The organism is Pseudomonas sp. ASL7, assembly GCF_056680375.1.
Map to the genome: position 1 here is coordinate 3095257 of NZ_CM155279.1, position 12829 is coordinate 3108085.

The 12829-nt window shown below is 60.4% G+C and carries 11 protein-coding genes; 6 read left to right on the forward strand and 5 right to left on the reverse strand.

Annotation, left to right across the window (positions count from 1 at the left end; translation table 11 throughout):
- Positions 1-133: 133 nt before the first annotated feature.
- From kdpB to kdpF, 3 genes are read right to left on the reverse strand one after another with little or no spacing between them, the layout of a single operon-like run.
- Positions 134-2191 (reverse strand): potassium-transporting ATPase subunit KdpB, encoded by a 2058-nt coding sequence (gene kdpB, locus AC1MDT_RS14170; RefSeq protein WP_480422617.1) that lies wholly within the window; start codon positions 2189-2191, stop codon positions 134-136.
- A gap of 23 nt (positions 2192-2214) precedes the next feature.
- The gene (gene kdpA, locus AC1MDT_RS14175; protein WP_480422618.1) at positions 2215-3912 is read right to left on the reverse strand and encodes a potassium-transporting ATPase subunit KdpA; all 1698 of its coding nucleotides are present in this window, start codon (positions 3910-3912) and stop codon (positions 2215-2217) included.
- 8 nt (positions 3913-3920) lie between these two features.
- Positions 3921-4010, reverse strand: coding sequence for a K(+)-transporting ATPase subunit F (gene kdpF / locus AC1MDT_RS14180; protein ID WP_007899818.1), 90 nt, complete (start codon positions 4008-4010; stop codon positions 3921-3923).
- A 403-nt stretch (positions 4011-4413) separates the two neighbouring features.
- Here kdpF and AC1MDT_RS14185 point away from each other — a divergent pair, with 403 nt between their 5' ends.
- A complete protein-coding gene (locus tag AC1MDT_RS14185; protein WP_081744012.1) occupies positions 4414-4581 on the forward strand; it encodes a DUF2897 family protein in 168 nt (55 codons plus the stop codon).
- Between the two features lie 58 nt (positions 4582-4639).
- On the opposite strand, the gene AC1MDT_RS14190 is transcribed toward AC1MDT_RS14185, so the two are convergent.
- The gene (locus AC1MDT_RS14190; protein ID WP_480422620.1) at positions 4640-5434 is read right to left on the reverse strand and encodes a substrate-binding periplasmic protein; all 795 of its coding nucleotides are present in this window, start codon (positions 5432-5434) and stop codon (positions 4640-4642) included.
- A 92-nt stretch (positions 5435-5526) separates the two neighbouring features.
- Positions 5527-6153: a TetR/AcrR family transcriptional regulator gene (locus AC1MDT_RS14195; protein WP_480422622.1), complete on the reverse strand. Its 627-nt coding sequence runs from the start codon at positions 6151-6153 to the stop codon at positions 5527-5529.
- A 284-nt stretch (positions 6154-6437) separates the two neighbouring features.
- On the opposite strand from AC1MDT_RS14195, the gene AC1MDT_RS14200 reads away from it, so the two are divergent.
- From AC1MDT_RS14200 to AC1MDT_RS14220, 5 genes are read left to right on the forward strand one after another with little or no spacing between them, the layout of a single operon-like run.
- Positions 6438-8228 carry an acyclic terpene utilization AtuA family protein gene (locus AC1MDT_RS14200; protein WP_480422789.1) on the forward strand — a complete coding sequence of 597 codons (1791 nt, stop codon included), beginning with the start codon at positions 6438-6440 and terminating at the stop codon, positions 8226-8228.
- Positions 8229-8240: 12 nt separating this feature from the next.
- Complete coding sequence (locus AC1MDT_RS14205; RefSeq protein ID WP_480422624.1) at positions 8241-9110, forward strand: SDR family oxidoreductase; 870 nt, start codon at positions 8241-8243, stop codon at positions 9108-9110.
- Between the two features lie 3 nt (positions 9111-9113).
- Positions 9114-10730: a geranyl-CoA carboxylase subunit beta gene (gene atuC, locus AC1MDT_RS14210; protein ID WP_480422625.1), complete on the forward strand. Its 1617-nt coding sequence runs from the start codon at positions 9114-9116 to the stop codon at positions 10728-10730.
- Positions 10731-10770: 40 nt separating this feature from the next.
- Positions 10771-11928: a citronellyl-CoA dehydrogenase gene (gene atuD, locus AC1MDT_RS14215; RefSeq protein WP_480422626.1), complete on the forward strand. Its 1158-nt coding sequence runs from the start codon at positions 10771-10773 to the stop codon at positions 11926-11928.
- Positions 11925-12722 carry an enoyl-CoA hydratase/isomerase family protein gene (locus AC1MDT_RS14220; protein WP_480422628.1) on the forward strand — a complete coding sequence of 266 codons (798 nt, stop codon included), beginning with the start codon at positions 11925-11927 and terminating at the stop codon, positions 12720-12722. Before atuD ends, AC1MDT_RS14220 begins: the two co-directional genes overlap by 4 nt.
- Positions 12723-12829 lie beyond the last annotated feature (107 nt).

Sequence of the window (12829 nt, forward strand, 5' to 3'; positions counted from 1 at the left end):
CGAAATTGGAAAACAATCTGTAGGAGCGAGCTTGCTCGCGATGGAATTGAAAGCGCCGCGTTTTGTCAGATAAGGCGCGTTATCGTTAACCACCATCGCGAGCAAGCTCGCTCCTACAGTTCGGGGTGTTCGGTCAAACCAGGTGCAACGCCGTCAACAGCATGTCGATTGCCTTGATCCCCACAAACGGCACCACTATCCCGCCCAATCCATAGATCAGCAGATTGCGCCGCAACAACGCCGCGGCACTCGCGGCCTGTACGCGCACACCGCGCAATGCCAACGGAATCAGCACCACAATGATCAAGGCGTTAAACACAATCGCCGAGAGAATTGCGCTCTGGGGACTGCTCAGGTGCATGACGTTGAGCACGCCCAGTTGCGGGTAGATCGAGGCGAACAGCGCCGGCAGGATCGCGAAGTATTTGGCCACGTCGTTGGCGATGGAAAAGGTCGTCAGCGCGCCGCGAGTCACCAGCAATTCCTTGCCGATCTGCACCACGTCCAGCAACTTGGTCGGGTCGCTGTCGAGGTCGACCATGTTCGCCGCCTCGCGTGCCGCTTGCGTCCCGTCGTTCATCGCCATACCGACGTCTGCCTGCGCCAATGCAGGGGCGTCGTTGGCGCCGTCGCCGCACATCGCGACCAGCCGACCGTCGTTCTGCTCGTGACGAATGCGCGCCAGTTTTTTCTCCGGCGTGGCTTCGGCCAGCACGTCGTCGACACCTGCCTCGGCTGCAATCGCCGCAGCGGTCAACGGGTTGTCCCCGGTCACCATGACCGTGCGAATCCCCAGTTTGCGCAGCTCGGCGAAACGCTCGCGGATGCCGGGCTTGACCACGTCCTTGAGGTGGATCGCGCCGAGCAGTTTACCGTCGGCGCAGACCAGCAATGGCGTGCCGCCGCTCTGGGCGATCTTGTCGATTTCACGGGACAGGGCCGGTGCGAGATCGGCGCGTTTCAGGCCGACGAAGGCCAGCAACGAATCCACCGCGCCTTTGCGATACACACGACCTTGATAGTCGACACCGGACAGGCGTGTCTCGGCGCTGAACGGCACCACCGTGAGCCTGTCAGCGGACGGCTCAGACTGTGGATGAAGCCCGCGCAGGTACTCGACGATGGACTTGCCTTCAGCCGTGTCATCGCCCAGCGAAGCAAACAACGCGCCTTCGGCCAGTTCCTTGGCATTGACGCCTGGTGCGGCATAGACCGCGGTGCAGCGACGGTTGCCGAAGGTGATGGTGCCGGTCTTGTCCAGCAGCAGGACGTGCACGTCCCCGGCCGCTTCCACGGCACGACCGGACTTGGCGATTACGTTCAGCCGTACCAGACGGTCCATTCCGGCGATACCGATGGCGGACAGCAGACCGCCAATGGTAGTCGGAATCAGCGTGACCAATAACGCCACCAGGAACACCAGCGGCAGACTGCCGTTAGCGAAGTGGGCGAACGGTTGCAGGGTCACCACCACCAACAGGAAGATCAGGGTGAGGCCGATCAGCAGGATGTCGAGCGCGACTTCGTTCGGGGTTTTCTGGCGTTTGGCGCCTTCAACCAACGCGATCATGCGGTCCAGTGTCGACTCGCCAGGGTTGGCGGTAATGCGCACCAGCAGCCAGTCGGAGACCAGTCGGGTGTTACCGGTGACGGCCGAACGGTCGCCGCCGGACTCACGAATCACCGGCGCGGATTCACCGGTAATCGCCGCTTCGTTGACAGCCGCGATACCTTCGATCACCTCGCCGTCACCCGGGATCATTTCCCCCGCTTCGACGCGTACCACATCACCCTTGCGCAGGCTGGTGGCCGGCACCACTTGAAAGGTGCCGTTTGTGGTTTTACGGCGCGCACTCAAGCCTTCGCTGCCGGCCTTGAGGCTATCAGCGCGGGCCTTGCCGCGACCTTCGGCCAAGGCTTCGGCGAAGTTGGCGAACAGCACGGTGAACCACAGCCACACGGCAATTTGCGCTGCGACGAAGGTCGGCACGCTGCTGTCAGGAATGAAGCAGAGCACAGTGGTCAGGATCGCGGTCAGTTCGACCACCAGCATGACCGGCGCACGTTGCAATTGCCGTGGGTCGAGCTTGACGAAGGCTTGCACCAGCGCTGGACGCCACAGGGCCGAGATCGCGGTCTTCGGTTGGTCCGGCGCCTTGACGACCACCGGTTTAATTACGGGCATATTCATTCATTGACTCCTTAGCTCCTTATTTAAAAGGCGGCCATGCTCAAGTGTTCAGCGATAGGACCGAGCGCCAGCGTCGGCAGGAAGGTCAGGCCACCCACGAGCAAAATGGTCACGGTCAGCAATGTCACGAACAGCGGGCCATGGGTCGGGAAGCTGTTCTGGCCGATCGGTGCGGTTTTCTTCATGGCCAGGCTGCCGGCCAATGCCAGAACCGGAAGGATGTAGCCGAAGCGACCGATCAACATGCCAAGACCGAGCATCAGGTTGTGGAACGGGGTGTTGGCACTGAAGCCGCCAAACGCAGAGCCGTTGTTGGCACTGGCCGAGGTGTAGGCGTAGAGCAATTGACTGAAACCGTGGGCACCAGGGTTACTCACCGCCGCGACCGGGCCAGGCAGGCTCGCGGCAATCGCACCGAGCACCAGCACGCCAATCGGCATGACCATCAGGGTCACCACCAACAACTGTACTTCCTTGGCTTGCAGTTTCTTGCCGAGGTATTCCGGCGTGCGGCCGATCATCAGACCGGCGAGGAACACCGCGATCAACACGTTGAGCAACATGCCGTAGAGCCCGGCACCGACGCCGCCGAAGATCACTTCGCCGACCATCATGTTGACCAGCGCGACCATGCCGGTCAGCGGGTTGAGGCTGTCGTGCATGGCGTTGACCGAACCGTTGGATGCCGCCGTCGTGGTCACGGACCACAACACGGTCGCGGTGGTGCCAAAGCGCGCTTCCTTACCTTCCAGCGGCGCGGTCTGTTCGACGGCGACATTGTTCAGCGTCGGGTTCGGTTGGTATTCAGCCCACATCGCAGTGGCGCCGCCGATCAGGAACAAGGCGAACATGCAGGCAACAATCGCACGGCTCTGACGCAGATCCTTGACGTAGTGGCCAAAGGTGAACACCAGTGCCACCGGGATCAGGATGATCGAGGCCATCTCGAACAGATTGCTCCACGCGCTCGGGTTCTCGAACGGGTGGGCCGAGTTGGCGCCGAAAAAGCCACCGCCGTTAGTGCCCAGTTGCTTGATCGCAATCTGGCTCGCGGCCGGGCCGAGCGGAATGACCTGATCGACGCCTTGCATCGTCACGGCATTCACGTACTGCGCGAAGGTTTGCGGCACGCCCTGCCAGACCAGGTACAGCGCCAACAGCAGGCACAGCGGCAGCAATCCGTAGAGGGTGGCGCGGGTCATGTCGACCCAGAAGTTGCCAAGGGTCTTGGTCGATTTACGACCGATGCCGCGACACAGCGCAACCAACACGGCCAGGCCGGTAGCGGCGCTGACGAAGTTCTGCACGGTGAGGCCGACCATCTGACTGAGGTAACTCAGCGAGGCTTCACCGCTGTAGGACTGCCAGTTGGTGTTGGTCATGAAGCTGACGGCGGTGTTGAACGCCAGTGTCCACTCCTGACCCGGCAGGTTTTGCGGGTTCAGTGGCAAGTGGTCCTGGAACAACAGGATCGCGAACAACAGCAAAAAGCCCGCGAGGTTGAAGGCGAGCAAGGCCAAGGTGTATTTCTGCCAGCTCTGTTCGGCCTGCGGATCAACGCCGGCCACTTTGTAACACCCACGTTCAACAGGCCCGAGGATCGGTGTCAGCCAAGTGCGCTGGCCTTCCATCACCTTGTAGTAGAACCGTCCCAGAAACGGTGCCGGGATCAGCACCGCGGCGAAGAAGGCGAGGATCAGCCAATAGTCATAACTGTGCATAGCCGCTCCTAGTTCCGGTCCGCGCGCAACAGCGCAACCAACAGATAAATGAACAGCCCCACTGCCAGCAGCAGTGACACCCCGTCCAGAACGCTCATGGAAGTTCTCCGTGTTACGGCGTATTGCCGCGTGTGGAGTCATTGTCGGAAGTTAGGCTGTAAAGGAGCGAGACCGAGGGCGTTGGCTGGGCATAAAGAAAGTGTAAAGAGTGGGTTTACGCGGGAGTTACAGCGGCGTCGGGGCGACCGCTATCGCGAGCAGGCTCGCTCTCACATTTGGAATGCGCTTGGCCAGGCTAAATTACTCCTCTATGGGAGTGAGCCTGCTCGCGATAGCGGCATAACAGAACTGACGGGGGCGATGGACCAAGTTGTAAACAGCACACATAGCGCTGTCATATCAGGCATAGAATGGAACCACTGCGAAATCCCATCGCTCAAAGTGGTATGCACTATCGATTGGCGTAACCCTCGCCAATCGCCTGCCCTCAAGGAGAGCCCTATGCCCTGGTATGCCTGGTTGATTCTGGTCGTTGCAATCGGCTCGATCGTTGGCGGTTTGATGATGTTGCGTGACACCGCCACCAAGGTCGATCTGACCGAGGAGCAACGTAAACGCGTCGCCGAACGCAATGCGGAAATGGACGCCAAGGAAGCGCAGGACCGCTAACTCAAAAATCGTCCGAAGGCTCGAACAGCTTTCGGACGATCAGGAACTCCATGTACCTTCAGCTTTCCGGGACCGGTACCACGGTGATTTTGTACGGCCCGAAAATCTTCAGCATCTGGCCGTTGTCGCGTAACCCTTTGAGTAACTGGCCGAATGCCTCGCCGCTGATCGGTGCCGCCGGGCGGAGGATGGCGTAGTGGTGATAGACCTGATCGATGCGCTCGGACACCAGTAACTGATCGGCAACTTTTTCGTTGCGCAAGTAGTAATCGCTCAAGTAGGAGCGCGTCACCAAGGCAATGTCTGCACGCCCGCGCAGCACCATCAGCAGGTTACTGTCATGGGAGTACGTCAGCGTGGCATTGAAATTTTGCGCGAGGAATTTTGGATCGGCATTGAAGTGGGCGAATTCGTAGTGATAGCCACTGAACAGCGCCAGGCGCTTGCCAGCGAGGTCGGCAAAATAGCTCTGCTGGCGATCCGGCTGGCGTTGTGCGACAAAAATTTCGGCGTCTTCCAGGCCCATGTCGACGCTGGTGTGGGGGATGTCCTTCCAGCCCCAGTCCGGGTTTTCGAAAATCGCCATGTCCACCCGGCCCTGCTTGAAGTCACCAAAGCGCCGGGGAATCGAAGTGGGGACCAACACGAATTTATAATTGGTTTGCGAGGCGTTGAGTGCCTCGACCAGCTGCGGCAGCAATCCCGTGTCGACACCGGATTCCGGGCGCACAGTGTAAGGCGGGAAATGTGCGGCGCCGATCCGCACCGTTTGTTCTGCTTGGGAGGGCAATACCCATAACGCCGCGAGCGTCGCCAGTAAAAGCTGCGAAGCCGTCCGAATTGGCGAAGACATCAATACTGCTTACTCCCCGAAAATACGCATCAATGCCATTCAAACCAGGCGGTTCTGCTCGCTTAGCCAGGTTCCCGCCGGCCTGCGCAACCTTAATACCGCTCTTCCAGCACCAGAATCAATGCCTCATCGGCTAATTGATCGAGGCTCATGCTGCCACCGGCGCGAAACCAGGTGGTGGTCCAGGACAATGCGCCGGTCAGAAAACGGCGGGTGATGAACACATCGCCGCGGATAAAACCGGCGCTCTTGGCCTCGCCCAACACCTGCAACCAGAGGTCTTCATAAATGTCGCGCAGCGCCAGTACCTGCGCCTGTCCGTCTTCGGACAGCGAACGCCACTCATAGACCAACACCGCCATGGCCTCGCCGCTGCCGCCCATAATCGACTGCAACTCGCAGCGGATCAGCGCCAATACCCGCTCGCGCACGTTGGTTGACTCGGCCAGGGCCGCGCGCATCAATGCTGTGTTGTAGCGAATGGTCTCTTCCATCACCGCCCGCAGGATCTCGTCCTTGCTTTTGAAGTGATGAAAAATGCTGCCCGACTGAATGCCTACGGCGCCGGCCAGGTCGCGTACGGTGGTGCGTTCGAAACCTTTATTGCGAAACAGGTGAGCCGCCACTTGCAGCAGTTTGCCACGGGCGCTGTCCGGGTCGGTCAATTGGCCATTGTCGACCAATTCGCGCATGACCTTCAGGGCTTTTTGCTCGTCCACCCGTTCTCTCCTACAGTCGATCAATCAAATGCGCCGCTTATGTAGGAGCGAGCTCGCTCGCGAAGGGCGTGAGGATGCCGCGTTGATTCAGGTTGCACGCGTCATCGTTAACGACCATCGCGAGCAAGCTCGCTCCTACAATTTCGTGGGGTTGCGCGGGCAATTTAAGCTGGCAATGGCAACCAAGCAAGCGCTCGGGAAGAAGATAGTCCAGCCATTTACAAACCAAGCGCTTGCTTGGTAGTCTCGAAACACTTCTGTCGGAGGTGGCTATGCAGTTGACTGTGCCTGAAACAATCCGCATCGGGTGCGCCAGCGCGTTCTGGGGCGATACCTCGACCGCCGCCGCGCAACTGGTGGAAGGCGGGCGCCTGGACTATCTGGTGTTCGATTATCTGGCCGAAATCACCCTGTCGATCATGGCCGGCGCGCGGATCAAAGATCCCCAGGCAGGCTACGCCAATGACTTCATCGAAGTCCTCAGCCCGTTACTGGGGCAACTCGCCGAACAAAAAATCCGGGTGATCAGCAACGCCGGCGGAGTCAACCCGCAGGCCTGCGCCGCCGCCCTGCAAGCCGCCTGCGACAAGGCCGGGGTGCAGCTCAACATCGCGGTGTTGCTGGGTGATGACCTGCAATCGCAGCTCAAACAGTTGAGCAGCAGCGGCATTCAGGAAATGTTCACTGGCGCGCCACTCCCACCGATGTGCGTCTCGACCAACGCCTACCTCGGCGCGCCGGGCATCGTCGAAGCCCTGCGTCTGGGGGCGGACATTGTGATTACCGGGCGCGTGGTCGACAGTGCCGTAGTCAGCGCCGCACTGGTGCATGAGTTCGGCTGGTCTTGGCGCGACTACGACAAACTCGCCCAAGCCGCACTCGCCGGCCACATCATCGAATGCGGCGCCCAGTGCACGGGCGGCAACTTCACCGATTGGCGCGACGTGCCGGACTACGAACACATCGGATTCCCCATCGTCGAAGTCAGCGCCGACAGCCAGTTCATCGTCAGCAAACCTGAAGGCTCCGGCGGGCTGGTCACGCCACTGACGGTGGGTGAGCAGATGCTTTATGAAATCGGCAATCCACAGGCCTATCTGCTGCCCGACGTGGTCTGCGATTTCACTCAGGTCAAACTCCAGCAACAAGGTAAAAACGCGGTTCAGGTGCACGGTGCAAAAGGTTTGCCGCCAACGGATCACTACAAGGTCAGCGCGACCTGGCCCGACGGTTTCCGCTGCATCGCCAGTTGCCTGATCGCCGGGATCGATGCGGTCGACAAGGCCCGGCGAGTCAGCGAAGCAATCATCAACAAGACATCGGAGATCTTCAGCCTGCGCGGCTGGGCGCCCTATAGCGAGGTGAACATCGAGTTGCTGGGCAGCGAGGCCACCTACGGCCCCCACGGCCAGCGCCAGGACAGCCGTGAAGTGGTGATCAAACTCGCCGTGCGCCATCCGGTCAAACAGGCACTGACGGTGTTCTCCCGCGAAATCGCCCAGGCCGCCACCGGCATGGCACCGGGGCTGACCGGCATTGTCGGCGGACGGCCAACGGTGTATCCGCTGATCCGACTGTTCTCGTTCCTGATCGACAAAACGGCCTGCACGCTGGAAATTGATCTCATGGGTCAGCGCCACTCGTGCGCCTTGCCTGCCCTCGATGTGCTCGACACCGCCGACTTGCCGGTGCCGTTCGAGCCGCCCAAGCCCAGCGACCTGGCCGACGCCAGCGTGGCGCTGATAAAACTCGCGGTGGCGCGCTCCGGCGATAAAGGAAATCACAGCAACATCGGCGTCATGGCCCGCGATCCCGAGTACTTGCCGTGGATCGCCGAAGCACTGAGGCCGGAGGTGATCGTCGACTGGATGAGTCATGTCCTTGACCCGGTCCACGGACGTGTCGAACGCTGGTATTTACCGGCCACCCACAGCCTGAATTTTCTGCTGGAAAACGCCCTCGGTGGCGGTGGCATGGCCAGCCTGCGGATCGATCCGCAAGGCAAAGCCTTCGCCCAACAACTGCTGGAAATCCAGATTCCGGTGCCTCAGCGCATCGCCGACCAGGTCAACTAGAGGACTGCCGCCGTGACTTACGATTCGATATTCAGAGCCTATTTGTTTGCTGGCCAAACCATCATCGTCACCGGTGGCGGCAGCGGCATCGGCCGATGCACCGCCCATGAGCTGGCGGCACTCGGGGCCCATGTGCTGCTGGTGGGGCGTAATGCCGACAAATTGAAAACCGTCGCCGCCGAGATTGCCGAGGACGGCGGCACGGCTGACTGGAAGACCTGTGATATTCGCGATGAAGACGCCGTGACGCATCTGGTCAGCGAACTGATCCGCAAGCACGGGCAGATCCACGGGCTGGTCAACAATGCCGGAGGACAGTTCCCGTCCCCATTGGCCTCGATCAATCAGAAGGGTTTCGAAACCGTAATGCGCACCAACCTGGTGGGCGGTTTCCTGATGGCCCGGGAAGTGTTCAACCAATCCATGAGCAAGCACGGCGGTGCGATCGTTAACATGCTCGCCGACATGTGGGGCGGCATGCCCGGGATGGGGCACTCGGGTGCGGCGCGCTCGGGCATGGATAACCTGACCAAAACGGCTGCGTTTGAATGGGGTTACGCCGGGGTGCGGGTCAACGCAGTGGCGCCCGGCTGGATCGCGTCCAGCGGCATGGACACCTACGAAGGCGCGTTCAAAGCGGTGATTCCGACCTTGCGCGAACATGTGCCGCTCAAACGCATTGGCACCGAATCGGAGGTCAGCGCGGCGATCGTTTTCCTGCTCAGTCCGGCCGCGGCATTTATCAGCGGCAGCACCTTGCGCATCGACGGTGCCGCCAGCCTTGGCGGGCGGGCGTGGCCGATCCACAAGGCGCAGAACAGCAAATCCTATAACGGCTTTCACCGTGCTTACCTTCCGGATGTGCTCAAGGACAAGGAATAGCCCATGCCGGTCATCCAGTCGCAAGTGGACTCCTTCAGCGAGCAGTTCGCCCGCAATCGTGCGGCGATGCTGGTGGGGATAGAACAGGTTCGCGAGCTTGAACAAAACCTGCTGAACAAGGCTTTTGAGTCCAAACCCAAGTTCGACAAGCGCGGGCAGCTACTGCCCCGTGAACGGCTGAATCTATTGCTCGACCCGGGTGCGCCGTTCCTCGAACTGGCGAGCCTGGCCGGCTACAAACTGCATGACGACAAGGACGGCAGCGCGGCCGGTGGCGGTTTGATCGCCGGTATCGGTTATGTGTCCGGCGTACGGGTGCTGGTGGTGGCGAACAACAGCGCCATCAAGGGCGGGACCATTTCCCCCAGCGGCCTGAAAAAATCGTTGCGCCTGCAACAGATCGCCATGGAAAACAAACTACCGGTGATCACCCTCGCTGAAAGCGGTGGCGCCAACCTCAATTACGCCGCGGAGATTTTTGTCGAAGGCGCACGCAGCTTTGCCAATCAGGCACGGATGTCGGCCATGGGATTACCACAGATCACGGTGGTCCACGGCTCCGCCACGGCGGGCGGCGCTTATCAACCCGGCTTGTCGGATTACGTGGTGGTGGTACGTGGCAAGGCCAAGCTGTTCCTGGCCGGCCCACCCCTGCTGAAAGCAGCGACTGGCGAAGTCGCCACCGACGAAGAACTGGGCGGTGCCCAGATGCACGCGCAAACCGCTGGCACGGCTGAATACCTGGCCGAGAACGACGCCGATGGCGTGCGCCAGGTACGCGAGATTGTCCGCCTGCTGCCGTGGAACGATCAATTGCCCCGGTTGCCCGAGCGGCGCTGGGAAGAACCGCTCTACCCCATCGACGAGGTGCTCGGGCTGATTCCCGACGATGTAAAAAAACCCTACGACGTGCGCGAAATCATCGCGCGGATTGCCGATGCGTCGAACTTCCTCGAATTCAAAGGCGAGTTCGATCAGCAAACCATTTGTGGTCATCTGCAGATTCAGGGCCGCGCCTGTGGATTGATCGGCAACAACGGACCGATCACGCCCAAGGGGGCGAGCAAGGCGGCGCAGTTCATTCAGCTCTGCGACCAGAGTCAGACGCCGCTGCTGTTTTTCCACAACACCACCGGTTTCATGGTCGGCACCGAGTCGGAACAGCAAGGCGTGATCAAGCACGGCGCCAAGATGATTCAAGCGGTGGCCAACGCCCGCGTGCCCAAATTGACCGTCGTCGTCGGCGGCTCCTATGGCGCCGGCAACTATGCGATGTGCGGTCGCGGCCTCGACCCGCGCTTCATCTTCGCCTGGCCCAACAGCCGCACGGCGGTGATGGGCGGCGCCCAGGCGGGCAAGGTATTGCGAATCGTCACTGAGGCGAAACAGGCCAAGGACGGGCGGATACCCGACCCGAAAATGCTCGACATGCTGGAACAGGTCACCGCACAGAAACTCGACAGCCAGTCCACGGCGCTCTACGGCAGCGCCAACCTGTGGGACGACGGGTTGATTGATCCGCGGGATACCCGGACCTTGCTTGGCTACTTGCTGGATATCTGCCACGAGGCCCAAGTGCGGCCGCTGCAAGCCAACAGTTTTGGTGTCGCGCGTTTTTAATCAGTGCGGGAACCATAGGGATCAGAGGGGAACAATAAAAATGATCTTCACCCAGGAACACGAAGCGCTGCGTCGCACCGTCCGCCAATTCGTCGATCACGAGATCAATCCGCACGTCGATGAATGGGAAAAAGCCGGGCGTTTTCCGATCCACGACATCTTTCGCAAGGCTGGCGAGCTTGGCCTGCTGGGTATTTCCAAACCGGAAAAATTCGGTGGCATGGGGCTCGACTACAGCTATTCCATCGTCGCGGCTGAAGAGTTCGGCACCATTCACTGCGGCGGCATTCCGATGTCCATCGGCGTGCAAACCGATATGTGCACCCCGGCGTTGGCGCGTTTTGGCTCCGATGAATTACGCGACGAGTTTCTGCGCCCGGCGATCACCGGCGAACAGGTCGGCTGCATCGGCGTCTCCGAAGTCGGTGCCGGTTCCGACGTGGCCGGGTTGAAAACCACTGCCCGCAAGGACGGCGATGACTACGTGATCAACGGCAGCAAGATGTGGATCACCAACTCACCAAATGCCGACTTCATGTGTCTGTTGGCCAATACCTCGGACGACAAGCCGCACATCAACAAGTCGCTGATCATGGTGCCAATGAACACGCCCGGGATCAGCCTCAGCTCGCATCTGGACAAGCTCGGCATGCGCAGTTCGGAAACCGCCCAGGTGTTTTTCGACAACGTGCGCGTTCCGCAACGCAACCGCATCGGCCATGAAGGCGCGGGCTTCATGATGCAGATGCTGCAGTTTCAGGAAGAACGTCTGTTCGGCGCGGCGAACATGATCAAGGGCCTGGAATATTGCGTCGACAGCACCATCGAGTACTGCAAGGAGCGCAAAACCTTCGGCAATGCGCTGATAGATAACCAGGTGATCCATTTTCGCCTGGCCGAACTGCAAACCGAAATTGAATGCCTGCGAGCATTGGTCTATCAGGCCACCGAGCAATACATCAAAGGCCAGGACGTCACGCGCCTCGCCTCCATGGCCAAGCTCAAAGCCGGGCGGCTGGGCCGCGAAGTCAGCGACAGTTGCCTGCAATATTGGGGTGGCATGGGCTTCATGTGGGACAACCCGGTGGCCCGGGCCTATCGCGATGTGCGGCTGGTGTCGATCGGTGGTGGCGCTGACGAAATCATGCTGGGGATCATCTGCAAACTCATGGGCATCCTGCCGGGGAAAAACAAATGAATACTTTGCCTGATTGCCAGACCTTGCTGCTCGAACCGCATAACGGCGTTCTGCACATCACCCTCAATCGCCCGCAAAGCCGCAACGCCATGAGTTTGCTGATGGTCGCCGAACTGCGTGCGGTGTTGTTGGCCGTGCGCGACGACCGTGAGATTCGTGCGCTGGTGATTGGCGGTGCCGGCGGGCATTTTTGCGCCGGTGGCGACATCAAGGACATGGCCAACGCCCGTGTTCACGGTCCGTCGGCGTACCGCGATTTGAATCGAGCGTTCGGCGCGCTGCTGCAAGAGGTGCAACACGCCCCGCAAGTGGTGATCACGGTGCTGCAAGGCGCGGTGCTCGGCGGTGGTCTGGGCTTGGCCTGCGTCAGCGATGTCGCCTTGGCTGATCATCAGGCGCAATTCGGTCTGCCGGAAACCAGCCTCGGTTTGCTGCCCGCGCAGATCGCGCCGTTCGTGGTTCAGCGCATCGGTCTGACCCAGGCTCGGCGATTGGCCCTGACAGCGGCGCGGTTCGATGGCACCCAGGCGCGGCGTATGGGGCTGGTGCATTTCGTCGAGCATGACGCACAAGCATTGGCCGAGCGTCTCGATGAAATCCTGGCCCATGTACTGTGCTGCGCACCGGAGGCGAATGCGGTGACTAAAAAACTTTTGCTGGCGAGTGCCGGACAACCTTCGGGAGGGCTATTGGATGAAGCGGCCGAATGGTTCAGCGAGGCGGTGACCGGGGCTGAAGGCATTGAGGGAACTCAGGCCTTCGTGCAAAAGCGTAAACCGGGGTGGGCGCCTTAAAAGCTTCGCGAGCAGGCTCGCTCCCACAAGTTTTGTGAACGACACAGATCCACTGTGGGAGCGAGCCTGCTCGCGAAGAGGCCATCACCTTCACCGCAAAATTTAAG

Excerpts from the sequence above, each read along its gene's own strand:
- kdpB (WP_480422617.1), bottom strand. The coding sequence starts at position 2,191 with ATGAATATGCCCGTAATTAAACCGGTGGTCGTCAAGGCGCCGGACCAA.
- kdpA (WP_480422618.1), bottom strand. The coding sequence starts at position 3,912 with ATGCACAGTTATGACTATTGGCTGATCCTCGCCTTCTTCGCCGCGGTG.
- kdpF (WP_007899818.1), bottom strand. The coding sequence starts at position 4,010 with ATGAGCGTTCTGGACGGGGTGTCACTGCTGCTGGCAGTGGGGCTGTTC.
- AC1MDT_RS14185 (WP_081744012.1), top strand. The coding sequence starts at position 4,414 with ATGCCCTGGTATGCCTGGTTGATTCTGGTCGTTGCAATCGGCTCGATC.
- AC1MDT_RS14190 (WP_480422620.1), bottom strand. The coding sequence starts at position 5,434 with ATGTCTTCGCCAATTCGGACGGCTTCGCAGCTTTTACTGGCGACGCTC.
- atuC (WP_480422625.1), top strand. The coding sequence starts at position 9,114 with ATGCCGGTCATCCAGTCGCAAGTGGACTCCTTCAGCGAGCAGTTCGCC.
- atuD (WP_480422626.1), top strand. The coding sequence starts at position 10,771 with ATGATCTTCACCCAGGAACACGAAGCGCTGCGTCGCACCGTCCGCCAA.
- AC1MDT_RS14220 (WP_480422628.1), top strand. The coding sequence starts at position 11,925 with ATGAATACTTTGCCTGATTGCCAGACCTTGCTGCTCGAACCGCATAAC.